Below are 23875 nucleotides of genomic sequence, written 5' to 3'. Positions count from 1 at the left end.
CGGCGCGGATGCTTGTGCGATGGCCTGGCAGCGCTTGCCATACCCATGTTGGGTTCTGAAACGCTTATGGTTTTTTTGTTTCTGCAAGCGCGGCTATGGAAGGAAACTCGGCGACAAAGGCGTCGCGCGCGCGTAGCCCGACTGGCTTTTGTCCCGGCGTTGCAGCGTCATCCTGGATGAGCCGCGCAAAGACCAGCGTTTTGCCATTTCGCGTGGCCCAGCCGACAAACCATCCCCAGCCGTGAGCCTCATCGTCCGAACCGTCGGAGTTGGCGGGAAATCCTGTCCCGGTCTTGCCATGCGTGTCCCACCCACCGGCCAACGTGGCGACTTCGGTGATCTGGCTGGTCATGTCGTAGGCGTGCCCGCTAACCGGCAGCGTGCGATTGACGACTTTCGTTAAAAACGCGACCTGCTCCAAAGGCGAAATCTGCAGGGACGAGTCGATCCACGCGTGAGTGAGACCGTCGTGCCGGCTGTCCCCGCGAACATCGGCGTTACCGAAGGCAAATGCCCTGGTGTAGTTTGCAAAACGCGTCATGCCCAAAGATTGGGTAACCTGCTGGGAGAACCAGACCACCGAGTATTTGATCCACCGGCTCGGGTCGGTGGGTTGCCGCCATGCGTCGCCGCCCCAGTCAGGATAACCCGTGCGATACGGCAGCGTCGGGGTGTGAGCGTCCTTCAGGAAACCTGAGTCGAAACCCATCAGGCTGATGGCAATCTTGAAGGTGGAAGCCGGCGTGGTACGAAAAGCGCAATCGCCTTGCTGGGTGATGACGTGGCCACTGCTTGCGTCCGCAACGAGCGTGCAGATGGTATGGGCGTTTGCTGACGGCGTTGTTAGCGTCATTGCGGCTGCTATTGCCAATGCGAGCATTCGAAACCGGGATTTCATCTTTTTTTGATTCTCTTCGATTTACCAGGTTAAGCATAAGGCATACAAGTTTTAACACACCAAATGACGAACGCGACCAATAAACCTAAGCAAACGATTGCGCCAGATTGCACGCCATTTCCATAATCTCGGCCAATGTGCGCTTATTAACGTCCAATCATACAAAGGACACGCTAGACTCTAAAGAAGCAATCGCACGTGCCGTTATTCGCTAAAGAACGAGAGCATCTTCCATTCGCCACTGCCAACATAATGAATTAAATCATGAGCCAAAGCGAGCCGGTTTGGGGATTCGTGGACACAGAAGTGCGCGAAAGCGCTGGCCGGTTTCAGACAGATCTTCGTTTCGACATCGCATTGGGCTCGCGTCTGCGTAAGGGGTGGGGCGAGGTACGGGCGCGATCGTTCGAGAGCAAAGGCATGCTGCGCCTTTCGCATGATCGCGTATCCATCCAGACAACGGTTTCACGTTTGTTGAGCGCCGACCTCAACACCGATCTGCAATTGAGCCATTCCGACATTTTCAACGTGCGGGTCAACGGAAGGCTCGTCCAGTTTGATCTACTCAACGGTCCCGGCGAACTCGAGCCAATCATTCTGCGAGCGCACGACAAGAACGATGCTGCCGCAATCGTTGCCGCGATGCCGCGCCAGATGACGCCGCGCTACGCAACGGAAAATCACCAGCGACTTCGCTTCCTCGAACAGATTACGGCACGCACGCCCCATCTGTGGTCCACGTGGGCCATCGTTATCGTTACGTCGCTCGTTTATCTGGCAATGGCTGGAGGCGGTGCGGGGTTTTTAATCGCAAAGCCCTCGTATTTGATCGACCACGGCAGCAACTATGGTCCCTATACGTTAAACGGGCAGTGGTGGCGGCTACTGACTTCCGTCTTCCTGCACTTTAGCCTGACTCACATTACCTTCAACATGATCGTGCTGGTGCAGACCGGGCGCATTGCTGAACGGCTGTTCGGCAATGCGCGTTTCATGGCGCTCTATCTTTTTGCCGGTCTGACGGGCAGTCTGATGAGCTTGCTTTGGAACCCCGGCGTCAACAGCGCGGGGGCCTCGGGCGCGATCTTTGGCGTATTGGGCGGCCTGCTCGCTTACGTCTTGCGCTACGCCGAATTCATCCCACGCTCCATCTTTATCCGGCACTTCCGTTGGGCTGCGTTTTTCGCCGGCTACAACCTCTTCTGGGGTTTCACGCATCACGGTATCGACAATGGCGCGCATGTCGGTGGGCTCATCGGCGGTTTCATGCTTGCTTGTGTGCTTGCCCCTCCAGTCAGCAATGCAAGCTCGCCTGATGAACGGACCGCCGTGACCCTGGGTGCATCAGGCGCCCTCGCCTGCGCCGTCATTAGCGGACTCATATGGACGCTTTTGTCGCTGTCCACGCGTCCCGACAGACAGGAGGCGATGCATTTTACCGAGGCGCTGCATCGACTCGCCCCCACACTCGCCCAGGCGAGCACCGACCTGCGAGCGTTGCCACGCAAACCTACGACGCAAGCGCAGCGCGTCGAATTCGCGCAGCGGATAAGGTCCACTGTCTTGCCAGAATGGAATCAACTTTATGGCACCGTTTCCGGTCTGCAAGTAACAGCCGGTTCGGCAGAAGCGACGCGCAAAGACCGCATGCTGCACTATTTCAGCGATGTGTGCCAGGGACTATCACTGGCAGCGGACGTAGCTGAGGGCAAGCGACGCCAGGACCCTGTCGCGCAGGCACAGCTCCAGGCAATTCTGGACGATGTGAAGCGGACAGAGCGGCGTTGAGATCGCCCTACCCACCCCTCCGCCCCACCTGCCGCTCCCGCTTCGCCTGATACATCGCCGCATCGGCCGCGCCAATGGCCTGATCCACGGACAGAAACCGCACCGCGACCACGCCGGCACTCGCACCCGAGTAAGTCAGACGCGCTTCACGTAACGTATAGACACCCGCGGTCACCGCGGCGGCGCGCGTCGCCAGCTCGGCAGCGGCAAGATGCGCCTCTTCTTCGTCGACAGGACCCGGCCCGATGAAAGCAAACTCGTCACCGCCAATGCGCGCCAGCATGTCCGTCTCGCGGATGATCCCGGACAGCCGCGCCGCGCACTGCTTCAGCAGTTGATCGCCCGCAATGTGTCCATACTGGTCGTTGATCTGCTTGAAGCCATCCAGATCGAACATGCCGACCAGCACATAGGAACCGTCCCGCGCCGCGCGCGCCAGCAGGCGTCCGAGTTCATCGTGCAGCGCCTTGCGGTTCGGCAGTTCAGTGAGCGAATCCGTGAGCGAGAACCGGGTGAGATACTCGTTCGAACTTTGCAGTTGCGCGAGCAGCCGTTCGCGCTCGATATGCTGCGCAATCAGCTTTGAAAAGAGGTTCAGCGCGCTGCGCGCGCGCGGGCTGAGTTTCCGGCTGGTCTTGCCCGCCGCGCACAGCGTGCCGATCACCTCGCCGTTGCTGCCGCAGATCGGCGCGCTCGCATACGTCTCGATGCCAAGTGCCGCGGCTGCCTGAGAATCGCCCCACACTTCACTGACGTTGGACACATCGCGCCGGCCCTGATCCAGGCAGCGCTTGCACAGCGTGTCGGACCACGGCACCGTCAAGCCTTCTGGAATGAGCAGCTCGCCGGTGTTGCGGGCAATCTCGATGGACTGGACCGCGTTCTCCTAGTCGATCGACGTCAGGTAAGTCGATTCCAGCCCCGTCACAACCTCGAGCATCTCCAGCAGGGGTCGGGTGAGCGCCTCCAGACTATCTGCCGTCGCGACCGTCCGCGACAGACTTTCCAGCTTTTCCTCCATCCTTCGTTCCTCGCTATTCGGATTTTCTATAGAAACTGCTGTCTGAGCAGCATGCAGCACATCAGTCGTGCGTTCATTCGGTCACGCATTATCGCGCAGTGCGTGCAGATGCCGGACCTTGCCAAAAAGCCACTGAAAAATGGACTGGCCGTGCGCCTTTTCAGCGGGCATATGCGCATTCAGTTCGTCGAACATGTCTTTCCGGCTGGCCAGAAGCTGAACCAGTTGCGTCGCGACTTCAGGATGTCCCTGTAAAAATGAAGTCATTTCATCTTTCCCGAGCCGATACAGCACGGTGGGAATCAGCGTGGACACCGTCACGGACACGGGCAGCCCCGCGAGCAGGCCGATCTCGCCAAACGCATCACCCGGCCCCGGACGGGCAATTTCGCGCACGCCGGAGGCATCACTGAACTTGACCGAGAGCACCCCCGCGTGAACGATGGACAGACTATCCGGAATCGTTCCCGGCGTGATGATCACCTGGTTCGCGTCGTATTCGTGGCGGGAAAGCCGTTGTGCGAGCCACGTCACGTCGTCGTCCGTCAGGCTCGCGAACAGACTCGTGCGGCGGATCAACGCCTCCTTGAGGTCACGCGCGCCGTTGGCTGGTGCGGGCACGCTCAGCGCACGCAACGTCACGCCGGCGGCGGCAAGGTGCCGGTGACAGAGATCGAACAGTTCGTTGGTGGCGGCCCGCTTCTTGTCCATGTCATTGACGAAGCCGACCACTTCGTACTGCACCGAATTCAACGTCGTGCACTTCATGCTGGCATGCGGAGACGGTGAACCTAGAATCGCGTTGCAACCTGTCAGTGCGCGGCACAATGCATCCAGTACCGTTTTTGGCCGTGCTTCGGGTTCGATCTCGAGAATGATCGAGAAGCCGTGCACATTGTCAGGCCGGCTGTTGTTGAGGATCTTTGCCTTCGATGCCACCGCGTTCGGCACGATCAGCGTATTGCCCTGCCCGGTCAGCAAATGCGTGGCGCGCCAGTTCATCTCGACGACCTTGCCTTCCACGTCGTCAATCACCACCCAGTCCCCCACCGAATACGGCGCCGTGGTGTTGAGCACGATGCCCGCGAACACATCGCTTAGCGTGCTCTGAATGGCCAGACCCAGCACGATGGCAAGCGCCCCCGAGGTGGCCACCAGCCCTCTTACCGGCAACTCGAGCACGAAGCCAAACGCAGCCACACCCGCGGCCAGATAGACGACTGCCGCCAGCACATCCGAGAACAGACGCTGTTCTCTCCAGGAGCGCGGCAACACGAGCGCCTCGACGAAGAGCGTCAACAGCCGCGCGCCCTTCATCCACCAGATCACTTCGAGAACCTGCCCTGGCCAGTGAATCTCGGCAACGTTGGCAAAGGGCGCTGCGTGAAAAGGGTTGAAGCCGGCGCTGAACAGCACCCAGCTCAGCGCAGCGAACAGCGCGAGCCGGATGAAGAGCCGCAGAAGCTCATGCGTCGGATGCCGTGAACGCCACACCACGACATCGACGATGACGATCAAAAATCCCAGCAGCAAAGGGTAATTCATGGCCCGTTTCCGTGAGGCGGTGTCAGTTTGACTCGCGCAGCGTGCGCAAGCGAGTGCAGCTTGCCGGCGTCAAAATCCCGCCAGGGAACAGGTCTATCGCTTTCCTGAACGCAGTGCCGGCATCGAGCTGCAAACATTCGAGCCGCGCCGGCTCATGCAGGCCCTCGGCCACCCCGGGTTGGAGAATGGGCGCTAGCCCCTGCGGAATGTTCGTCGCCTTGATATCGTCAATCTGCCGATAAAGATGAGGGGCGCAGCGCAGCAGATTGCCTGGAAGACGCGGTGAAAGCGAACTGAAATGAGGTTCACCCAAAACCTGCTGTTCTCGCGGCAACAGAGCTTTCGTTGTGTAAGCAGGGCCGTCCCATCAGCCGAATCGGTCACGCCGCAGTGCGGAAACGATTATTCATTGTTTGGTTCCCGCGTCAATCGCGAGCGGCTATTTCCACGGTTGCTGCGTGGTCTTCATCGGCCAGCAGCGCCCAACGCTCGTGATCGCGCCACGCTCCGTCAATGCGCAGATAACGCGGCGAGAAACCTTCCTGCTTGAAACCGACACGCCGCACGAGCGCGATCGAAGCGATATTTTGCGGCTGGATATTCGCTTCGAGACGATGCAAACCAAGTTCATCGAAGGCATAGGCGGCCGCGGTCCGCAGCGCTTCTGTCATCAGGCCGGTCCGATTGAATTCCGACATGCCGTAGTAGCCGAGGTAAGCACTCTGAAAAACACCCGCCACGATCTCGCTGAGATTGATGACGCCGACCACCTTGTTCGACGCGACTTCTCGCGCAACGAGGCCCAGTGTCGATCCTGTCAGTCCGCGCGCAAACCAGCCATCGAATCCTTCCTGATCGGTGAATGCCGTGACCCACGGCCGGTGGTAATCCTGATTGGCGCGATTGGCTGCGATCAGATCGTCGGCGTCCGCGCGGGTCGCGCGACTCAGGCGAATAGGGCTCATGGTCGGTGTTTGACAGAATCGTGGGCCCTGCATTGTCGCTGATTCGCCAAACCCGTTGGCGTTTGACCGTTTGATGCATCCTGGCAACGCCCTGAGAAGAGGGAAACGTTTGGCACATTGACACTTTAATTTTGGTCGCCGATTAACACAGAACAAAACGTGGCTGGCGCGAATCGAGCGGTATCACAACCGCCTGGCATTCGGGGTTTGCATCGAGGGCATGCATTCGGCCGCAAAAACTCTGTCTGGACAAAGACCAAATTGACCATGCCTGGAACCTTGCGCGCGCGGATTACGGCCACCTGCGTCGCGATTGTCGTAGGTGCGTTGTGCTGCTCGGGATTCGTTTCGTACACCATCAACGCACGCGTCGACGAAGCCACCTTAAAGCAGAATCTACGCACCATTGCCGAGGGCAACGCGCAGGCGCTCGACGAGTGGGTTGCCTCACGTTCACTGGCGCTGGAGGCGTTCTCCGTTGACAGTCTGACGGACCCCTTACGATCGCTCAAGCAACTGGAGGCGTCCGGCGGTTTTGCGCTGGCTTATGTGGGCCTGCCGGACAAGCACGCCGCCGTGTTCTCTCACGATGTCGGCATGCCGCCTAATTACGATCCCACCACCGGGTCGTGGTATCCCGAGGCAGTGGCCGCCGGCAAGCTGTTCGTGCCGACGCCCTACACCGACATCATGTCGAAGAAACTGGTGCTCACGTTCGAGCGCCCCATTCTGGACGGCGGACAGGTCAAGGCCGTCGTAGCCGCGGACATCAATCTCGACCGCGTCGATGCCATTGTCAGCGGTATCCAGCCCTCGCCCGCCAGCTTCGCGTTCATCGTCGACGATCGCGGCGTCATCATTTCTCATCCAGAGGCCCGCTTCGATCTGAAGCCCGCCACCACCCTGTCTGCCGCGCTGACGCAAACCGCCCTGAGCGGCTTGTCCGCGAGCCACGATCCGTTCGAGGCGCAGATAGGCGGGCGCGCCAAACTGCTGCAGGGCGAGCCCATCGCCGGCACCAACTGGAAGCTGGTCGTCGCGCTGGACAAGGAAGACGCCATGACGGGCCTGCACAACAGCGTCAGCGCCACGCTCGTAACGGCGCTGGTGATCGCGCTGATTGCCGGTTTGATCGTGAGCGTCGCTACCGGATCAGCCTTCCGCCGTTTGTCAGCGGTACGTGCCGCGATGGACGATATCGGCTCGGGCGATGGCGATCTCGCCACCCGCCTGCCCGTCCATGGTCGCGACGAAGTGGCCCAGATCGCCCTGTCGTTCAACCGCTTCGCCGACAAGCTGTCGCGCGTGCTGCGGGAGATCCGCACCACCAGCGATTCAGTGAAAGTCGCCGCGGCGGAGATTTCGCACGGCAACCGCGACCTGTCGGCGCGTACCGAGCAAGCCGCGGCCAGCCTCGAAGAAACCGCCGGCACGATGGAAGAACTGGCCGGCACCATGCGCAATGCCGCTGACGCAGCGACGCGCGCCGGCGAGATGGCGCAACGGGCATCGAGCGTCGCCCAGCAAGGCGGCGCGGTGGTGGCGGACGTGGTCTCGACGATGGACGAGATCGCCGTGGCCTCGTCGCGCATCCAGGACATCATTGGCGTGATCGACGGCATCGCGTTTCAGACCAACATCCTCGCGCTCAACGCGGCGGTGGAAGCGGCCCGCGCGGGTCAGCAGGGACGCGGCTTCGCAGTCGTCGCAGGAGAGGTGCGGGCGCTCGCGCTGCGTAGTGCCGAAGCAGCGCGGCAGATCAAGGACCTGATCACCGACTCCGTGAATCGCGTCGATGCGGGCACCCAACTCGTGCAGCGCGCCGGTACGACGATGACGGATATCGTGGCGAACGTGCAGAAGGTCACCACCACGCTCACGGAGATTTCAGCCGCTGCAGCGGAGCAAAGCGCGGGCATCCTGCAGGTCAACCAGGCCGTCGCACAGCTCGACAACGCGACGCAACGTAACGCGGCGCTCGTTGAACAGGCCACGGGTGCGTCCGATCTGCTGCATGAACAGGCGAGCCGTCTCGCGGAAGTGGTGAACCAGTTCCAGCTCGGTTAACAGGTTCGGTGGTGGTTTTGCAGGCAGCTTTGGATGCGCACCTGGGCGAGCAAACGCGTGCCTGACCGATCAAGGCACGCTCACCTGCCGCCAGGGTTCCGCATGCTCCGGTGAATTCGCGAGGCAGATGTCCAATAGTTGTTTCGCACCCGCAAATCGTGCACTACACTCCAGTTCGCCACGCGCCTTTAAGCGTGGCTGACTCACGAAGTCACTCTCGTGTGGATTTGCGTGCTTCCCTTTAGCGCGCGTCCACCAACAACCAGGCAACGCGTGACAGTCTGGTGAAGCGCTTTGCCACCATCCCGTTGGCGCACCTTAGCGCTTCTCGCCCCACATCCCTGAGCAGACCGCTGTGACGACAGCCCTCCTACGTTCTCGCTGATCCCACATGGCACGGTAGCCCATTACATCTGCGGCTGCTTCGATTTCACTGTTTTAAGGCTCGTTCAAAGGAGACGTCGATGCGTGCATCCCTGCTCACATTCATGCTCGCTTGCAGCGCAACAGTGGCTTACGCGGCGGGTGGATTCGATTCACCGGAACCCCACGGCGTGGACCGTTACACGCCCAATGTCTACGACGCCCAAGGCAAATTCGTAGGACCCCTTGCTTCCGCGTCCGGCGTAAGTGGCGTATTCCTGACCGTGAATGGTGCGCTTACTTTCGTTCCCATCATTCACAGTGCCAAAAACTTTGCGCTCGGGAGGCTGGAGGCCGAACGATCGGCATCGCAGTACCAGTGGTCGGATGCGGAAAGCGAGGCTTTTGCTTCCGCCGACTGCGCGGGCAATCCGGTCATCACTCAAACGGGAGAGACGGAAGACAATTCCGTGGGACGCCCATCCATGCTGATCAGAAACGGCACCGACGTGACGCTATACGTCGCAGCCGATACCTATTCGAGCCTAAACATAGTGAACTCGGCGCGCGACCTGCTTCAGGGTACGCCGGGCTCATGCGTGGGTGAGAGTCCCGCCAACTTCATTGATCCCGCGTGGCCCGTGGAGAGCGTGTATCCGATCACGCAGCATTATCCCGAGCCGCTTAGAGTAGGCTTCGGCGAACGCTAGCTAACGTTCGGGCACGCAACGCGCTCCGCGCGTTATGTCAGGAAAGATTTTTCGTTGTTGTGCCGCGTGACGCGCTCTTGAACTTGCCCGTGACGGGCAGCATCGCGACGAATGCGTCGATGGCGGCGTTCAGCCTCGCGCGGCCCGCGCCATCGTGGGCGTGCACGGCGAGGCCGGTGAACAGCACCGCACACATCATCGAAAGACCGTCGATATCCGTGCCCGGCGCGAATTCGCCGTCATCCATGGCGAGCAACATGCGCTTGCGGATCACGTCGACAATCTGCTTTTGCCGTTTGTGCAGCAGTGCGCGCAATTCTTTTTGCTCGGCGCTGATGTTCAGGGTGCCGAGCATCACCATGCAACCGCGTGGTTGAGGCCCACGCGTGAACATCTCTACGCTGCGCTTGAGCATCGTACCGAGCGCATCCTGAATGCGACGCGGCCCTGCCAGCGCGGCTCGGGTCGCTTCGCCTTCGAGCGTACCGTACAGATCGACTGCCTCACGAAACAAGGCTTCCTTGCTGCCGAATGCGGAGTAGAGGCTCGGGGAATTGATGTTCATGGCGACCGTCAAATCGCTGATCGCACAGCCGTCAAAGCCTTTTTGCCAGAACATTTCCATTGCGCTAGTCAGCGCTGCATGCCGGTCGAAGGTTCGGGGTCTGCCGACCTTTTTTGGAGCTGCTGCATCAACGGAATCAGTCATCACCTTCCTCCACGTCTCTGAGCAGGGCATCACCGCGCCGTCCGGCATATTGTCCAGTTGAATCTGCCCTGTAACTTCGTCTATTTTGTAACGACCATAACAAAACACTGGATTTGCGTCAAGTTTTGCGCTTTAATATTTTGTATCGATCATCACATATTTAGCCGCAACCGTGTGAACGCGTGACCGTGCCATCTCCGGCATGCATTTTTCCCCTATATCCCTATCGAAACAGAGCCCGAAATGAAATCCGTTCTTCACACCTTGATCGCGGCCGCGATTGCCGTGGCCTCATCAGCCGTCTTCGCGCAGGCAGCGCCCGCAACCAGCCAGGCGGCCGCGGCCACGCCCGCGAAAAACTTCGATGTGTACGTCGACAAGCCGACGGGGTTCACCTTCGTCAAGCTGCCGGAAGGCTGGAAGTTCGCGGGCAAGGTGAACGCCAACGACATGCAGCATCTGCCAGCCACGGTGTTGACGTCCGTCGCGCCCGATCAATCCTTGCAGGTGGCGGACAATCGCACCCGCAAGTAAGCGTTCAAATCAGCGCGTTAGTGTTTGAAAATCACGCTTCGTTAGGCCCACGCAGGCGGAAACCGGCGACGATCTCGTTGAGTTGCCGCCCCTGATCTTCCAGTGAACGCGACGCCGCCGCGGCTTCTTCGACCAGCGCGGCGTTTTGCTGGGTGACGTCGTCCATTTGCGTGATCGCCAGATTCACCTGGGCGATGCCACGGCTTTGTTCGTCGGACGCGGCGGCGATCTCGCCCATGATGGTCGTCACCTGGTCGACCGCATCCGTCACTTCGGACATGGTGCGCCCTGCTTCGGTGGCAAGCACCGAGCCCTGCTGGATCTTGCCCACCGATGCGCCGATCAGTTCCTTGATTTCCTTTGCTGCGGTCGACGAACGTTGCGCGAGACTGCGCACCTCGCTCGCCACCACGGCAAAGCCGCGGCCATGCTCACCCGCACGCGCCGATTCGACCGCTGCGTTGAGCGCGAGAATGTTGGTCTGAAAGGCGATGCCTTCGATGATGCCGGTGATGTCCGCGATGCGGTTCGAGCTTAGGCTGATGTCGCTCATCGTATCCACGACGCGTTCCACCACGTCGTTGCTACGGCGCGCCACATCCGAGGCATTTGCCGCGAGCGAACTGGCCTGGCGTGCGCTTTCGGCGTTCTGCTTGACCGCCGCCGTCAGCTCTTCCATGCTCGCCGCCGTTTCTTCGAGTGCGGCAGCCTGTTGCTCGGTACGCGCCGACAGGTCGGCATTGCCCGCCGAAATCTCGCCGGTGGCGACGCGCAATGTTTCGCTGTTGGCACGCACATCCAGCAGGACATGGTTGAGCTTTTCGACGAAGGCGTTGAACTGCGCGGCCAGCACACCCACTTCATCCTGGCTCGTAACCGGCAGACGTTGCGTCAGATCGCCGTCGCCGGAAGCAATATCCTGCATGCCGTTCGACACCTGCCGCAGCGGTGCAGTCAGGCGCCGGCCGAGCGCCGTGGTCAACGCCAGCGCTGCGACGAGCACCAGCAGGCCGCCCGCGACCAGAATTGCGCTGAGGCGGTTGGCCGACGCCATCATTTCCGCGTGCGGAATCAAGCCGATGTATTTCCAGCCGAGTTGCGGCGATGTGTAGATCACGCTGTCGTAGCGTTGACCGTCTATATCGACCGCATGCGTGCCGTCGCCGAGATCCGCAAGTTGGCTATAGCCTTCGCCGAGCTCCTTGAGCGGCTTGAAGTTGTGCGCGGCTTCGCGCGGATCGACCAGCACCGTGCCGCTGTCTTCGACCACCATCAAATAGCCAGTCTCGCCAAAGCGCACCTGCTGGATGGTTTTCGCAAAGCCATCCAGTGAAATATCCATCCCCAGCACGCCAAGCGGTTTGCCCTGCGCATCCTGCACGGTTCGCACGAAACTGATGATGACGTTCTTGTCGCCACCCGAGTTGGCATACGCAGCGGTGCGGCGCACCTCGCCTGCGGCCTGCATGCCCTGCGTGAACCACGGGCGTTCGCGCGGATCGTAGTGATCGCTCGTAAATTTGCCCTTGGGCCACTGCACGTAGCCGCCCCATTTGGTGCCGACGTATACGTATTGCAGATCCGGATGACTGTCGCCGAAACGCTGCAACTCGTGGAAGATGTCTGTTTCAACGCCGCCGTTGGTATCGGGCGTCATCTGGCCGCCGTGCGTCAGATAGTTCGCCACCGACTCATTCGCCGATTGAACCACGGGTGTGTCCGCCAGATAGGTGACGTTGTCGTGGATGCGTTTGAAGGTGTCCCGCAGACTCGCGTCGATCTGGCGAATCTGTCCATTGCTCGCGTCGTTGAAGCTGTCCACCGCCTCGCGACGCACGTTGAGCGTCGCAAAGACGGTAATGGCGAGAATGGTGGTTGCGAGCGCTGCGCCAAAAATAACACTTAGCTTGACTGCAATGGATTGTAGGTTCACGCGCACGGCTCTATTCATGAGGTATTGATACTTGCACTTGAACGGGGAATGCATCGCCCGTACCAGGCGCAAGCAATGGCATTGCTAGCCGTGTATTACGGCACCCTGTCCGTGTTTTTTAGGCGAGTCAATTCTCACAATTGCATCGTTCCTCGCAGGCGCGACATGCGGAGGCGGTGATAGAGCGACGCGGCTGCGGCTACAGATGCAACCTGATCTGCGCCGCAAAGGCGCGAATCACGGCTTCGTTGCGCGCCAGAAAGGCCCACTGACCAACCCGCGTGGAAATGAGCAGCCCTGCTTCCACCATCACGGCCACGTGCGCAGACACCGTGGATTGAGAAAGCCCGCTGCGCGCGTGGATCGCATTGGCAGGCACGCCGTAGGCGAGATCAATATGGTTGCGGTCGAAGTACTGTTTCGGCGTCTTCAACCACTTCAACACCTCACGCCGAAACGGATTGGCGAGTGCCTTGTGAATCCGGTTTTCGTCGGCTGGGGAATTCAACGCCGGGGAATTCAAGGTATCGGGGCTGCGAGTCACGACATCCTCGACAACGACTGCGTGACGCGCTCGGCGAGTTCTTCACCCAGATCTTCCTTGACGAGCGCGAGGGCCACCGCCACTCCGTCGCTGAAACCGCAGGACGAATACAGATTGCCGTCTTTCATAAAGCGATGGCCACGTTTGACGTGCGCGTGCGGGTACTCGTCGGACAGACGCTGTGCGTCGCGCCAATGCGTCGTCAACGCACGATGGTCGGCGAGCCCGGCACGCGCAATCAGAAATGCGCCATTGGAGACCGATGCAAGCCGCCGCACGGTCGGTCCCGTTTGACTGAGCCAGTCCACCAGTTCACCGTTCTCACGCTCCGTACCCGACACGGGTGAACCCGGCACGACGACGATATCGAAGGACGTATGCATGTCCAGCAGACAATCCGTCGTCCCCACCGCTACGCCGTTCGAGCACAACACCGGCCCCGGCGACGGTCCGACAAGATGCTGCTCGTACCAGGTGTCACCGCTCAAACGGTTTGCTGCGTGAAAGACATCCATTGGGCCCGTTACTTCGAGCAGCCGGAAGCCTGTGTACAGCATCATCGCCACATGCATGCGCGGTCACTCCATGAGTAGTAAAAAAGGCAGCTTTAGCCGTATGCGTGCAGGCCAGTCTAATCAGCCGATACAGACGAGGGAACATGAGGATGCCGTCGTGCCAGGCCATTCGATGCGTGATTCAGGCCACCGGCGCAAACGCGTGCTTTGATTACACAGACGCAAAAGACAATTACCGCCTAGTGTGTCCCTGTTTCCGAACGCTTACGGTAAGCTGCGATACCGCCCGTGAACACAGATTTGCAGGCTTGCTCCGTTGTCGTTGGGGCGAAGCCAGCCGGGTCGCCGGAAACAGCAACGGGCTTACTCACACGAAGGTCACGGCATGAAAGTCGCCATTGTTATATTCGATGGTGTGCAGGCGCTCGATGTTGCAGGCCCCCTCGACGTGTTCGCCGAAGCCAATACGTTGCTTCCCGAGCAGCAGCACTACAAGGTCACGCTCATCGGCCCCACGGCCGGCACCGTGACCTGTTCGAACGGCATGCAGTTATCGGTGCCATTCGGCTTCGCGGATCTCGACACGCAATGGGACCTGCTGCTGGTGGCAGGCGGCCCGCAATTGCCGGATGCTCACCCGTCCAGTGCCTTTCTGACGTGGCTGCAAGACCAGGCGCGTGGCGCGCCGCGCTTCGGCTCGGTGTGCAACGGTGCGTTCGTGCTGGCGCATGCAGGTTTACTCGATGGAAAAGACGTGACCACGCACTGGGCCGACGCGAAGCGCCTTGCTGAAGAGTTTCCGCGCGCCAGTGTGCAGCCCGACAAAATCTTCGTGCGCGACGGCAGCCTGTTCACTTCGGCGGGCGTAACGGCCGGCATCGATCTGTGCCTGTCACTCGTCGCGGAAGACTGGGGACACGAACTCGCGGTACGCGTCGCCAAACGTCTGGTGGTTTATATCCAGCGCGAAGGCGGCCAGTCGCAGTACAGCCCGTATATGGGCACGGGACGCGATGAAGATCCGATCATCGGCAAAGTGCATCAGTACGTGACCGAACATATCGCCGACGCGTTGTCGATCGAACAACTGGCGGCTGCCGTCTCGGTCAGCCGCCGCACCTTCTCGCGGCTCTTTGCAAAGTACGCGAAGGTGACGCCGTCCGTGTTCGTCGAACAGGTTCGCGTGGATACTGCGAGGAAGCTGCTCGAAGAAACCGACGCGCCATTGAAAACCGTAGCGTACAAATGCGGCTTTCGCAGCGCGACCCACATGCGCACCACGTTTTCCCGCCGCCTCGAGGTCACACCGAAGCAATATCGGCAACGCTTTCGCGGTGAGCGGATCGAAGCGCCGCCGCGCGTGGAGAAGGTCGCGACACGGCCGGTTGCGCTTCAAGGAGTGTCCGCGCTGTGACTGAACTTGACGCCCAGCCCGCGCTTCCCACGCTGCCTGATTTGCTCGAACCTGGTTTGACAATGGTATTTTGCGGCATCAATCCTGGCATGCGTGCGGCGTCGAGCGGCTATCACTTCGAAGGACGAAACAATCGCTTCTGGCGCGTCATGCATCTGGCCGGCTTTACGCCCGAACAGATTCGTCCCGAAGACGGTCATACGTTGCTTCGATACGGTTGCGGCCTCACCACGGTCGTGCCGCGAGCCACGGCGCAGGCTGCCGAACTGACGAGAGCGGAGATCGAACAGGCAGGCGATGAGTTTCGACGCAAGATCGAGCACTTCGCGCCACGGCACGTCGTGTTCCTCGGGAAAATGGCGTTCGCCGCACTCTCTGGCACGCGCACGATCGAATGGGGCCGGCAAGCCGAGCCGTTTGCCGGCGCATGCGCGTGGGTCGTCCCCAACCCTAGCGGACTCAACCGGTCCTTCACCCTCGATGCGCTCGTCACCGCTTACCGGGAAGTTCACACCGCCGTCATTGCCTCGCCCTGAAGGTGCTCGTTGTTGCGTAGCGTCTCCGTGACGAATTCTGTGAATGCGCGAATCTTGCCGCTGCCGCTGCGCCGCTCCACATGCAGCAGGTTCATCGGAATCGGTTCGGGCTCGTACGCGGTCAGGATCGGTTGCAGCAAACCCGCCGCTACTTCAGCGGCGGCCTGATACGACAGCAACTGAATGATGCCCACGCCATCCGTCGCGGCAAGCACGGCAGCGGAACCGAGATCGACGATCATGCGTGGCCGCAGTCTCACGGGCAACCTCGAACCGCCATCATTGAATACCCACTCGAGCGGCAGCGAGACGCCCGTGAAGGACACGCATTGGTGATCAGTCAAATCTCGCGGATGTTGCGGCTCACCATGCGCGGCAAGGTACGCAGGCGATGCGTAGGTTTTGCGCCGCACCACGCCCAACGGTATGGCGAACGTGGATGAGTCGCCCAGATGACCGAAGCGGATCGCGATATCGACACCTTCCTCCAGCAGCCGTGTGTTCCGGTCCGCGTACACCGCGTTGACGGTCACATCCGGATAGCGCAGCGCAAAAGCGTTGATGAGCGGTGCAACGTAGCGCTGCCCGAACAGGACCGGCGCAGACACGGTCAATGTGCCCACCGGGTTGAGTTGATCCGCTGCGAGGTTGGCTTCCGCATCCGTGATGGTGTCCAGCACCTGACGGCACACTTCGAGGTAGCTCAAACCCGCATCCGTTGGACGAACCGTGCGCGTGGTCCGCGCCAGCAGTTCGGCGCCGAGGCGCGTTTCGAGCGAATTCACCGCGCGCGACACCGCCGCGGGTGACATACCCAGTTTGTCGGATGCACCCGTAAAGCTGCCCCGGTCGACGATGGCGACGAACACCTCCATCTCACGCAATTTGTCCATTCCACTTCCTGCTCTGATTACCGCGTCTACACGGCCCGATTCTATGCGCTGCAATCGGCCTTCAGATGATCGCCGCCGCGCAATGGCCCATGGATGACACTAAATGTCCCGCGCCGAATCGTTTCCGTGAACGCAAGCTCGCTTGCCGTGGTCGCCCAGTTCAGATGGATTTTGCCTTAGCGGCCCGCAAAAGACTTTTTCCGTTGACGAAGGTTATGGCCGCGTTCATGACCAGTTGGCAAAAATCGACCACTCATTGGCCTGATTTCTCACTAGCTTGGGCTCCGAAGCATTAGGGGTATCCCGGACAATTAGCTCATTGCCACGGCTCGTGGCCAACCGTCGAAAGAGGTGTCCATGTTTTCCGCAATGCTCGAAGTGAATCCCATTCCCGCCCAGTTCGATGCCTATCTCGGCATGGCCAAAATGCTGCGGCCCGAACTCGAAAAGATCGACGGGTTTATCGACAACAACCGTTACGCTAGCTTGACGCGCGAGGGGTGGCTGCTTTCGCTATCCAGTTGGCGCGACGAGAAGGCGCTCATCCGCTGGCGCAGCCAGGAAACGCATCACAAGATCATGCAGGCCGCGCGTGACCGCGTATTTGCCGACTATCGACTGCGCATCGGCCAGGTGGTCAGCGACAACCAGCTTCCTGAGGGACAGGTATTGCGCGAGCAACGCCTCGATGTGACCGAAGTGGGACAAGGCACAGCCGTCACGCTGCACGACGGCAGATTCGCGCCCGAGTGGGTCAAGGAAACGGGCGCGCAAAACGTGGCGAAAGCACTCGGCGTGGATACCAGCGCAGTGGGGCTCGTTTCGTGGGACGTATTCGACGCGTTGATGGCACCGGGCGACGTAATCGCAGTGTTGACGTGGCAAGACCACGCCGCTGCAGAAGCGTATCTGCGCGCGGCGGAGCACGCAGATAGCACGCGTCAGCGCAACGTGCGCATCGTCCGCGAGTACGGCATGTTCGATCGCCGCGAAGCGCCGCAATTTTTCAAAGCGGCAGAAGCCAAGGCCTGAAACGCGGGTTTGAGGGCGAACTGGTTCATGAAACAGCCCGCCTTTCAAGCTAGTTAGGCATCCTATCGTCATCAATACAACAACAGGACTTGCATGCATACGGGGAGTGCAACATCCGCACCGTTCGAGACACAAGTGCCTACGCAACCGAAGCCGGCGCAAGCGCAGTTGACGCTGCGCCTCGCCACCGGCCTCGTCGGCATGCTGCTGGCGTCCCTGCTGGCGATTCTGAATGAACAGGTCACCGCGCAGGCTCTGGCGGACATTCAAGGTGCACTTTCGATCGGACACGACGACGGCACGTGGCTAACCGCGCTTTTCGAGGCGGCCAATGTCGCCACGATGGTGTTCGCGCCGTGGTTCGGCATCACGTTCACGCTCAAGCGCTTCACCATCGCCGCCGTGATCGCTACTCTGTTTTTCGGCATCCTGTGTCCGCTCGCGCCAAACCTCGTTTCGCTCTATATGCTGCGGGTTCTGCAAGGCATGGCGGGGGGCTGCCTGCCGCCCATGCTGATCATCGTCGCGCTGCGTTATCTGCCACCCAAAATCAAACTGTATGGTCTGGCCGGCTACGCCCTCACCGCGACGTTCGGTCCGGCGCTCGGCACACCGCTCGCTGCGTTGTGGACCGAGTACGTGGGCTGGCAAATGGCGTTCTGGCAGATCGTGCCGCTCGGCATGGTCTGCTGCGTTGCTATTCAATGGGGATTACCTGCCGACGCACTCAAGCTCGAACGGCTCAAGGCCTTTAACTGGAGCGGATTTCTCACGGGGTTGCCAGCCGTGGCCATGCTAGTGATCGGTCTCCTGCAAGGCGATCGTCTCGATTGGCTCGATTCTGAATTCATTCGCGTCATGTTTTTTGGCGGCGGCCTGTTGCTGGTGTGCTTCTTCGTCAACGAGTGGTTTCACCCGCTGCCGTTTTTCAAGCTGCAAATGCTGTCGCGTAGAAACTTCACGCACGGACTCGCCACGCTCGCGGGTGCCGTCATTCTGCTGGTCGGCGTGGCCGCGATACCCGGCCAGTTCCTTGCGAAGGTGCACGGCTACCGGCCGCTGCAAACCGCACCGTTGTCGCTGCTGGTGGCGCTTCCGCTGCTTGTGGTTCTGCCGCTCACCGCGGCCGCGCTAAACCTGCGACGCGTCGATCACCGCTGGGTCATGGCCATTGGCCTGTGCCTGATGACGAGCACCTGTCTGCTGGGCAGCTTCGTCACGTCCGAGTGGATCCGTGACAACTTCTACTGGCTCCAGTCCATCCAGATCGTCGCACAACCAATGGTGATCCTCGCCATCCTGATGGGCGTGACGACCGGCTTACCGCCTACCGACGGTCCGTTTGCATCGGCGATGTTCAACTCGCTCAAGACGTTCTCTGCCGCGCTGGCCACTGCGCTCATCGAAGGACTGGGGACCGCTCGCGAACGGCTTCACTCCAACATGCTCGTGGATCATCTCGGCAATCACGCGCTTGTCACGAGGCAGAGCATCGACACGGCGCAGGGTCTGGGCGAGCTCACCCATCGCATCCATATCCAGGCGCTGGTTTTGACTACCGCGGATCTTTATTGCGTGATGGCAGGCGTAGCGATTGCCCTGCTTTTCCTCGTGCTCGTGCTACCCGTGCGCATCTATCCGCCGTGGTGCACGACACCTCCCTCTTCCCACTAAGGGTCGTACTCATGTCATCCGTTGCTCGATCTCCTCTCAACATCGTTCGCGTTGCCGCGCTGGTCGTGGTCGTCGGCGTGGCTGTATGGGCCTGCTCACAACTCATTGGAGGATCGAATACCGAATCCACCAATGATGCCTACGTTGAGGCCGATTTCACGCTGGTGGCACCGCGTGTTGCCGGTCAGATAGCAGACGTGTTCGTCGAGGACAACCAGTCGGTCAAAGCCGGGCAACTGCTGATGCGTATCGACGATCGCGACTACCTGGCCGCCTTGGCGAGCGCAGAGGCCGACGTGTTCACCGCCAAAGCCGCCGTCGCGAACTTCGATGCGGAAATGGCGCGGCAGCCTTCGCTTGTCGCACAGGCGCGCGCCACCCTTGGCGCGGATGACGCGGCCATCGCGTTTGCGCGTGCCAATGCTGCGCGCTACCAGAATCTTTCTGCTGCCGGCGCGGGAACGACGCAGGAGCAACAACACGCCGCCAGCACGCTCGCGGAGCAGCTTGCGCAACGTGCTCACGACGAAGCGGCGCTGACCACCACCGAGCAGAACCTCCTCGTCTTGCAGACTCAACGCGACAAGGCGTCGGGTGCGCTGGCACGCACTCAAGCCGCTTACGAACAGGCGAAGCTGAATCTGTCCTATACGGAGATTCACGCGCCTGTAGACGGCAAGGTGGGCCGGCGCTCGGCGAGGGTCGGCGCATTCGTGACGCCCGGTGAACCGCTTCTCGCCATCGTGCCGCTCGCCGATGCGTATGTCGTCGCCAACTTCCAGGAAAACCAGCTTGCCAGCATGCGGCCCGGAGAAGCGGTCCGCATCAAGGTGGATAGCCTGCCCGGCGTGGTGATTCACGGCCATGTCGATAGCCTGGCGCCGGCAACTGGTGTGAGCTTCGCGCCCATCGCCCCGGACAACGCCACGGGTAACTTTACGAAGGTGGTCCAGCGCGTGCCGGTCAAGATCACGATTGATCGCGGCCAGGAAGCCGCCGCTGCATTGAGCGTGGGATTGTCCGTCGAAGCGGAAGTTTTTATTGCCAGGCAAACCGAATCGTTGACGGAAGGAGACGGCAAATGAATGCCAAAGATTTCCCCTTCGCTGCATTAGCCCTGGAGATCCTGGCGTGCCTCGCGATAACGGGCTGCACCGTTGGCCCCGATTTCAAACGCCCCACCTCGTCTGCGCCGCCGCAGGTGTTCGAGCGTACTCAGGCGGCACAGGCTGCGAGCAAGGCAGTCGAGTCCGGCTTTAACCCGGATTGGTGGACCCTGTTCAACGATCCGACGTTAAACGCGCTGGAACAAAAACTCGCCAGCGCGAACCTCGATGTCGCCGCCGCCTCCGCGCGTCTGCGCCAAAGCCGGGCGGAACAGCGGGTAGCGGGGGCAGAGGAATATCCCACCCTCGACAGCGCTGCCTCGTATAACCGTGAACGCGCCAGCCCGAACGGCATTCTGGGTTTGCTGGGCGTAGCGCCGACCGGCACGCCACTGCAATCCGCGTCGGGGAGTAATCCGCTTGGCGCTGCGGCATTGCCGGGACCCCGCGGTTCGCCGGCCTATAACCTCTATCAGGTTGGCTTCGACGCGTCATGGGAGGTGGATATCTGGGGCGGTGTCCGCCGCGGCGTCGAAGCCGCGTCTGCACTGGCGGACGCATCTTACGAAGATCGCAACGGCGTTCTGCTGTCTGCGCGCGCCGAACTCGCACGCGACTACATCTCGTTACGCGACACCCAATCGTTGCTCGTGATTGCGAAGCGAAACCTCGAGATTGCCCGCAATACGACGAAGCTCACTCAGGTGCGGATGCACGAAGGTGTCACCACGGATCTCGATGTCGCGAACGCCTCGGCGCAAGCGGCGTCCATCGAGAGTTTGATTCCAACGCTCGAATCGCAGAGCGAAACTACCATCAACGCGATCGGCGTATTGCTCGACGAGCCACCGGGCGCGCTCGAACCCATGCTCGGTGAGGCGCACGACGTGCCGGCGTTGCCGGCCGAGGTGCCTATCGGCTTTCCATCGGAGCTGGTGCAACGCCGGCCCGATATCCGCAAAGCGGAAGCGAATCTGCATGCCGCCACGGCTTCGATCGGTATGGCGAAAGCCGATTTCTATCCGCGCATTTCGCTAAACGGCAGTGCCGGTTTCCAGAGCCTGCAGCTTTCGAATCTCGCCAACTGGGCGTCAGGACAATTCGTGGTGGGTCCATCCATTACGTTGCCGATCTTCGAGGGCGGACGTCTGAAGGGAACGCTGCATCTGCGTGAAGCACAGCAGCAGGAAGCCGCGATCGTCTATCAACATACGGTGCTGGACGCATGGCGCGAGGTGGACGACGCATTGGTCGTGTACAACGCCGAGCAATTGCGTCGCGACAAGCTGACCGCCGTGGTCGCGTTGAATCAACGCGCACTGGCGGTCGCTCAGCAGCGCTACAAGGCCGGTGCCGTGGATTATCTGGAAGTGCTCAACGTGCAGAAGCAATTGCTCGAAGGTCAAAGCCATCTCGAACAAAGCGAGGCTGCGGCAGCGGCCAATCTCATCACGCTTTGCAAGGCGCTGGGCGGCGGTTGGGAATCCACTTACGCGGATGCTGCGGTGATGCGCTAAAACTGCATCATCAGAGCCAACCCCTTCGCATGCGATCGAGGTTGGCTCGCCTCATTGACGTATGAGGATTCGTTGCGCCCGAATGACTAGAACATATCCGCTGGCGTCTGTTGGCCTGGTCCTTTAGCCTCTTCATCGCGCTCCGAGCGCGACGGAATGAACGGCCCGGTGATCATGCCCGCATAGCTTTGGCCTGGTCCGACCATCGGAAACACGTCTGCGTTGTAGTCGATCATGACTTCGAGGAAAGCGGGCCCGTCGAATGCCACGAACGCGCGCAGTTTTTCCTCGACTTCACTACGCGTATCCACACGCTGCGCAAATTCGAAACCATCGGCCTTTGCCGCCATGACGAAATCCTTGCGATGCAAGGACTTGTCGCTCACCATCAGACGTCCGTCGTAGAAGAGGCGCTGCCACTGGCGGATCATGCCGTCACCCACATTGTTGAGCAGCAGCACCTTGACGGGCGCGCCATATGTGGTGGCCGTCTCCAGGTCGCCGATGTTCATGCGGATACTGCCGTCACCGTCAATGTCGATCACGAGCGCATCCGGCCGTCCCATCTGCGCGCCAATGGCCGCCGGTAATCCAAAGCCCATCGTACCCATGCTGCCCGAGGTCAAGAAACTACGCGGCTCGACAAAATCGAAGAATTGCGCGGCCCACATTTGATGCTGCCCCACACCTGTGGTGATGATCGCGCGTCCGCCGGTAATTTCACTGAGCTTCTCGACCACGTATTGCGGCTGGATCAGCGGGCTATTGCGGTCGTAGTTCATGCCGTGAACCCGCTTCAGCGCCTGGACGTGGTCGAACCACGCGTCTGGTGCCTCGACCTCACTTCCGTGCTGCATCAGCGAAAGCAAGGCGTCTTTCGCATCGCCAATATGTGCCCAGTCTGCGCGCTTGACCTTGTTGATCTCCGCCTCGTCGATGTCGATGTGGGCAACGTGTCGCGCATTCGGCGCAAAAGCATGCGGACGACCACCGGCGACGCGATCGTCGAAACGCGCGCCCACAGCAATCAGGAAGTCGCAATCTTCCACCGCGTAATTCGCACACGCCGAGCCGTGCATGCCCAGCATGCCGACCCCGAGCGGGTGTTTGACGGAAATGGTGCCAAGACCCATCAGCGACGTCACGACAGGAATGCGATAGCGCTCGGCAAACTGACGCAACTCCGCAGTCGCACCGCCGGTGATGATGCCACCGCCCACGTAAAGCAACGGTCGCCGGCTTTCTGTGAGCAAATGGAAAAACTCGCTGCGCTTGTCGTCTTCGAGTCGCGCACCTTTCGCTACCTTGCGGAGCCGGTCGGAATAGCCGCGATATTCGAGCGTACCGTGTCCACGGTAAGTCCCCGTCCAGTTCTGGATGTCCTTCGGCACATCCACCACCACTGGACCAGGCCGCCCCGTGCGCGCAACTTCGAATGCGGTGCGCAGCGTCTGTTCCAGCTTTTCCGGATCGGTCACCAGAAAGACCTGTTTTGCGCAGGCCGACATGATGTTGAAAACCGGCGCTTCCTGGAAGGCGTCGCTACCAATCGCAGCGCGGGGCACCTGTCCGCTGATCATCACCACTGGAACCGAATCTCCATTGCAGTCGGCAATGGGTGTGACGGCGTTGGTGGCGCCGGGGCCAGACGTCACCATGAACACGCCCACCTTTCCGCTGGCGCGTGCGTAACCCGCTGCCATGAAGCCAGCCGTCTGCTCGTTGGCAGGAACCACGAGGTTGATCTGGCGTTCAGGATGGGCGGCATGCATTTCGTTGAAACGAAATACGGCGTCATAGGTGGGCAGAATCGCACCGCCGCTATAGCCGAAAACGGTGTCGACGCCCTGTTCGCTGAGTACGCGCAGAATGATGTCGGCACCTGACATCAATTCGCCGTTAGATGAGGCTGGAAGAAGCGCTGCTAACGCCGTGGATGGGTGTTGGGTCATGGCTGGCTCGTATGGAAATAGGCGCTGGCGATGTCAGCGGCCACAATCAAAGGACAATTTCCCTTCCAACTCGAGAACAGCGTATGTTCCGTACCAGCTTGCGGGCGCGCGCGCTAACGGGTTCGCCGTTGTCGGCACTGCGCGTTCAGCACGTTTTTG

Annotated in this window: 23 protein-coding genes; 11 read left to right on the top strand and 12 right to left on the bottom strand. The window is 60.5% G+C overall.

Annotated elements, in window-relative coordinates; all coding sequences use genetic code 11:
• Window positions 1-64: 64 nt before the first annotated feature.
• Window positions 65-898: a class D beta-lactamase gene (gene blaOXA, locus D0B32_RS03300; RefSeq protein ID WP_117332239.1), complete on the bottom strand. Its 834-nt coding sequence runs from the start codon at window positions 896-898 to the stop codon at window positions 65-67.
• A 264-nt stretch (window positions 899-1162) separates the two neighbouring features.
• Between blaOXA and D0B32_RS03295 the strand changes: the two genes are divergently transcribed.
• Window positions 1163-2686 carry a rhomboid family intramembrane serine protease gene (locus D0B32_RS03295; RefSeq protein WP_117332238.1) on the top strand — a complete coding sequence of 508 codons (1524 nt, stop codon included), beginning with the start codon at window positions 1163-1165 and terminating at the stop codon, window positions 2684-2686.
• Between the two features lie 7 nt (window positions 2687-2693).
• On the opposite strand, the gene D0B32_RS03290 is transcribed toward D0B32_RS03295, so the two are convergent.
• From D0B32_RS03290 to D0B32_RS03275, 5 genes are all read right to left on the bottom strand, one after another.
• Window positions 2694-3503 (bottom strand): sensor domain-containing diguanylate cyclase, encoded by an 810-nt coding sequence (locus D0B32_RS03290; RefSeq protein ID WP_310591178.1) that lies wholly within the window; start codon window positions 3501-3503, stop codon window positions 2694-2696.
• A gap of 69 nt (window positions 3504-3572) precedes the next feature.
• On the bottom strand, window positions 3573-3707 hold the full coding sequence (locus tag D0B32_RS33085) for a hypothetical protein (protein WP_310591177.1): 135 nt from the start codon (window positions 3705-3707) through the stop codon (window positions 3573-3575).
• An 81-nt stretch (window positions 3708-3788) separates the two neighbouring features.
• The gene (locus tag D0B32_RS03285; RefSeq protein ID WP_117332237.1) at window positions 3789-5252 is read right to left on the bottom strand and encodes a mechanosensitive ion channel family protein; all 1464 of its coding nucleotides are present in this window, start codon (window positions 5250-5252) and stop codon (window positions 3789-3791) included.
• Between the two features lie 22 nt (window positions 5253-5274).
• Window positions 5275-5586, bottom strand: coding sequence for a hypothetical protein (locus tag D0B32_RS03280; RefSeq protein ID WP_147329483.1), 312 nt, complete (start codon window positions 5584-5586; stop codon window positions 5275-5277).
• 91 nt (window positions 5587-5677) lie between these two features.
• On the bottom strand, window positions 5678-6217 hold the full coding sequence (locus tag D0B32_RS03275; protein ID WP_117332235.1) for a GNAT family N-acetyltransferase: 540 nt from the start codon (window positions 6215-6217) through the stop codon (window positions 5678-5680).
• 267 nt (window positions 6218-6484) lie between these two features.
• Between D0B32_RS03275 and D0B32_RS03270 the strand changes: the two genes are divergently transcribed.
• Window positions 6485-8284: a methyl-accepting chemotaxis protein gene (locus D0B32_RS03270; protein WP_117332234.1), complete on the top strand. Its 1800-nt coding sequence runs from the start codon at window positions 6485-6487 to the stop codon at window positions 8282-8284.
• Between the two features lie 464 nt (window positions 8285-8748).
• Complete coding sequence (locus D0B32_RS03265) at window positions 8749-9357, top strand: hypothetical protein (RefSeq protein ID WP_117332233.1); 609 nt, start codon at window positions 8749-8751, stop codon at window positions 9355-9357.
• A 37-nt stretch (window positions 9358-9394) separates the two neighbouring features.
• Here D0B32_RS03265 and D0B32_RS03260 read toward each other — a convergent pair whose 3' ends face one another.
• Window positions 9395-9976 carry a TetR/AcrR family transcriptional regulator gene (locus D0B32_RS03260; protein ID WP_259294925.1) on the bottom strand — a complete coding sequence of 194 codons (582 nt, stop codon included), beginning with the start codon at window positions 9974-9976 and terminating at the stop codon, window positions 9395-9397.
• On the opposite strand from D0B32_RS03260, the gene D0B32_RS32855 reads away from it, so the two are divergent.
• Together D0B32_RS32855 and D0B32_RS03255 are read left to right on the top strand one after the other, a co-directional pair.
• Entirely contained in the window at window positions 9921-10127 is a 207-nt protein-coding gene (locus D0B32_RS32855; RefSeq protein ID WP_259294936.1) for a hypothetical protein, read from the top strand. The genes D0B32_RS03260 and D0B32_RS32855 overlap by 56 nt on opposite strands.
• 182 nt (window positions 10128-10309) lie before the next feature.
• Window positions 10310-10600 carry a hypothetical protein gene (locus D0B32_RS03255; protein ID WP_117332231.1) on the top strand — a complete coding sequence of 97 codons (291 nt, stop codon included), beginning with the start codon at window positions 10310-10312 and terminating at the stop codon, window positions 10598-10600.
• A 31-nt stretch (window positions 10601-10631) separates the two neighbouring features.
• Here the strand turns inward: D0B32_RS03255 and D0B32_RS03250 are convergent, their stop codons facing one another.
• From D0B32_RS03250 to D0B32_RS03240, 3 genes are all read right to left on the bottom strand, one after another.
• Window positions 10632-12551 carry a methyl-accepting chemotaxis protein gene (locus D0B32_RS03250; RefSeq protein ID WP_181969700.1) on the bottom strand — a complete coding sequence of 640 codons (1920 nt, stop codon included), beginning with the start codon at window positions 12549-12551 and terminating at the stop codon, window positions 10632-10634.
• A 181-nt stretch (window positions 12552-12732) separates the two neighbouring features.
• Window positions 12733-13077: a helix-turn-helix transcriptional regulator gene (locus D0B32_RS03245; RefSeq protein WP_259294864.1), complete on the bottom strand. Its 345-nt coding sequence runs from the start codon at window positions 13075-13077 to the stop codon at window positions 12733-12735.
• On the bottom strand, window positions 13074-13649 hold the full coding sequence (locus tag D0B32_RS03240; protein WP_117332228.1) for an AraC family transcriptional regulator: 576 nt from the start codon (window positions 13647-13649) through the stop codon (window positions 13074-13076). Before D0B32_RS03240 ends, D0B32_RS03245 begins: the two co-directional genes overlap by 4 nt.
• 328 nt (window positions 13650-13977) lie before the next feature.
• Here D0B32_RS03240 and D0B32_RS03235 point away from each other — a divergent pair, with 328 nt between their 5' ends.
• Together D0B32_RS03235 and mug are read left to right on the top strand one after the other, a co-directional pair.
• Window positions 13978-15006: a GlxA family transcriptional regulator gene (locus D0B32_RS03235; RefSeq protein WP_117332227.1), complete on the top strand. Its 1029-nt coding sequence runs from the start codon at window positions 13978-13980 to the stop codon at window positions 15004-15006.
• A complete protein-coding gene (mug, locus tag D0B32_RS03230) occupies window positions 15003-15542 on the top strand; it encodes a G/U mismatch-specific DNA glycosylase (protein WP_259294863.1) in 540 nt (179 codons plus the stop codon). Before D0B32_RS03235 ends, mug begins: the two co-directional genes overlap by 4 nt.
• On the opposite strand, the gene D0B32_RS03225 is transcribed toward mug, so the two are convergent.
• Window positions 15515-16435: a LysR family transcriptional regulator gene (locus D0B32_RS03225; protein WP_117332226.1), complete on the bottom strand. Its 921-nt coding sequence runs from the start codon at window positions 16433-16435 to the stop codon at window positions 15515-15517. The two genes, mug and D0B32_RS03225, sit on opposite strands and share 28 nt — an antisense overlap.
• A gap of 357 nt (window positions 16436-16792) precedes the next feature.
• Between D0B32_RS03225 and D0B32_RS03220 the strand changes: the two genes are divergently transcribed.
• The 4 genes from D0B32_RS03220 (at window position 16793) to D0B32_RS03205 (ending at window position 21764) form a co-directional block, all read left to right on the top strand.
• Window positions 16793-17467: an antibiotic biosynthesis monooxygenase gene (locus tag D0B32_RS03220; RefSeq protein WP_117332225.1), complete on the top strand. Its 675-nt coding sequence runs from the start codon at window positions 16793-16795 to the stop codon at window positions 17465-17467.
• 93 nt (window positions 17468-17560) lie between these two features.
• Window positions 17561-19141, top strand: a complete 1581-nt coding sequence (locus tag D0B32_RS03215; protein ID WP_117332224.1) for an MFS transporter — start codon at window positions 17561-17563, stop codon at window positions 19139-19141.
• A gap of 11 nt (window positions 19142-19152) precedes the next feature.
• Window positions 19153-20226 carry an HlyD family secretion protein gene (locus tag D0B32_RS03210; RefSeq protein ID WP_117332223.1) on the top strand — a complete coding sequence of 358 codons (1074 nt, stop codon included), beginning with the start codon at window positions 19153-19155 and terminating at the stop codon, window positions 20224-20226.
• Window positions 20223-21764 carry an efflux transporter outer membrane subunit gene (locus D0B32_RS03205; protein ID WP_117332222.1) on the top strand — a complete coding sequence of 514 codons (1542 nt, stop codon included), beginning with the start codon at window positions 20223-20225 and terminating at the stop codon, window positions 21762-21764. The genes D0B32_RS03210 and D0B32_RS03205 overlap by 4 nt, the downstream gene beginning before the upstream one ends.
• Window positions 21765-21850: 86 nt before the next feature.
• On the opposite strand, the gene ilvB is transcribed toward D0B32_RS03205, so the two are convergent.
• Entirely contained in the window at window positions 21851-23716 is a 1866-nt protein-coding gene (ilvB, locus tag D0B32_RS03200; RefSeq protein WP_181969699.1) for a biosynthetic-type acetolactate synthase large subunit, read from the bottom strand.
• Window positions 23717-23875: the final 159 nt, after the last annotated feature.

Origin of the sequence: Paraburkholderia sp. DHOC27 (genome assembly GCF_003429005.1) — a bacterium.
Lineage (GTDB): Bacteria > Pseudomonadota > Gammaproteobacteria > Burkholderiales > Burkholderiaceae > Paraburkholderia.
Note: the sequence above shows the minus strand (reverse complement) of the source record. Positions and strands in the feature narration are given on the sequence as shown.

Excerpts from the sequence above, each read along its gene's own strand:
- blaOXA (WP_117332239.1), bottom strand. The coding sequence starts at position 898 with ATGAAATCCCGGTTTCGAATGCTCGCATTGGCAATAGCAGCCGCAATG.
- D0B32_RS03295 (WP_117332238.1), top strand. The coding sequence starts at position 1,163 with ATGAGCCAAAGCGAGCCGGTTTGGGGATTCGTGGACACAGAAGTGCGC.
- D0B32_RS33085 (WP_310591177.1), bottom strand. The coding sequence starts at position 3,707 with ATGGAGGAAAAGCTGGAAAGTCTGTCGCGGACGGTCGCGACGGCAGAT.
- D0B32_RS03285 (WP_117332237.1), bottom strand. The coding sequence starts at position 5,252 with ATGAATTACCCTTTGCTGCTGGGATTTTTGATCGTCATCGTCGATGTC.
- D0B32_RS03275 (WP_117332235.1), bottom strand. The coding sequence starts at position 6,217 with ATGAGCCCTATTCGCCTGAGTCGCGCGACCCGCGCGGACGCCGACGAT.
- D0B32_RS03270 (WP_117332234.1), top strand. The coding sequence starts at position 6,485 with ATGCCTGGAACCTTGCGCGCGCGGATTACGGCCACCTGCGTCGCGATT.
- D0B32_RS03265 (WP_117332233.1), top strand. The coding sequence starts at position 8,749 with ATGCGTGCATCCCTGCTCACATTCATGCTCGCTTGCAGCGCAACAGTG.
- D0B32_RS32855 (WP_259294936.1), top strand. The coding sequence starts at position 9,921 with ATGGCGACCGTCAAATCGCTGATCGCACAGCCGTCAAAGCCTTTTTGC.
- D0B32_RS03260 (WP_259294925.1), bottom strand. The coding sequence starts at position 9,976 with ATGTTCTGGCAAAAAGGCTTTGACGGCTGTGCGATCAGCGATTTGACG.
- D0B32_RS03255 (WP_117332231.1), top strand. The coding sequence starts at position 10,310 with ATGAAATCCGTTCTTCACACCTTGATCGCGGCCGCGATTGCCGTGGCC.
- D0B32_RS03250 (WP_181969700.1), bottom strand. The coding sequence starts at position 12,551 with ATGAATAGAGCCGTGCGCGTGAACCTACAATCCATTGCAGTCAAGCTA.
- D0B32_RS03240 (WP_117332228.1), bottom strand. The coding sequence starts at position 13,649 with ATGCATGTGGCGATGATGCTGTACACAGGCTTCCGGCTGCTCGAAGTA.
- D0B32_RS03235 (WP_117332227.1), top strand. The coding sequence starts at position 13,978 with ATGAAAGTCGCCATTGTTATATTCGATGGTGTGCAGGCGCTCGATGTT.
- D0B32_RS03225 (WP_117332226.1), bottom strand. The coding sequence starts at position 16,435 with ATGGACAAATTGCGTGAGATGGAGGTGTTCGTCGCCATCGTCGACCGG.
- D0B32_RS03220 (WP_117332225.1), top strand. The coding sequence starts at position 16,793 with ATGTTTTCCGCAATGCTCGAAGTGAATCCCATTCCCGCCCAGTTCGAT.
- D0B32_RS03215 (WP_117332224.1), top strand. The coding sequence starts at position 17,561 with ATGCATACGGGGAGTGCAACATCCGCACCGTTCGAGACACAAGTGCCT.
- D0B32_RS03210 (WP_117332223.1), top strand. The coding sequence starts at position 19,153 with ATGTCATCCGTTGCTCGATCTCCTCTCAACATCGTTCGCGTTGCCGCG.
- D0B32_RS03205 (WP_117332222.1), top strand. The coding sequence starts at position 20,223 with ATGAATGCCAAAGATTTCCCCTTCGCTGCATTAGCCCTGGAGATCCTG.
- ilvB (WP_181969699.1), bottom strand. The coding sequence starts at position 23,716 with ATGACCCAACACCCATCCACGGCGTTAGCAGCGCTTCTTCCAGCCTCA.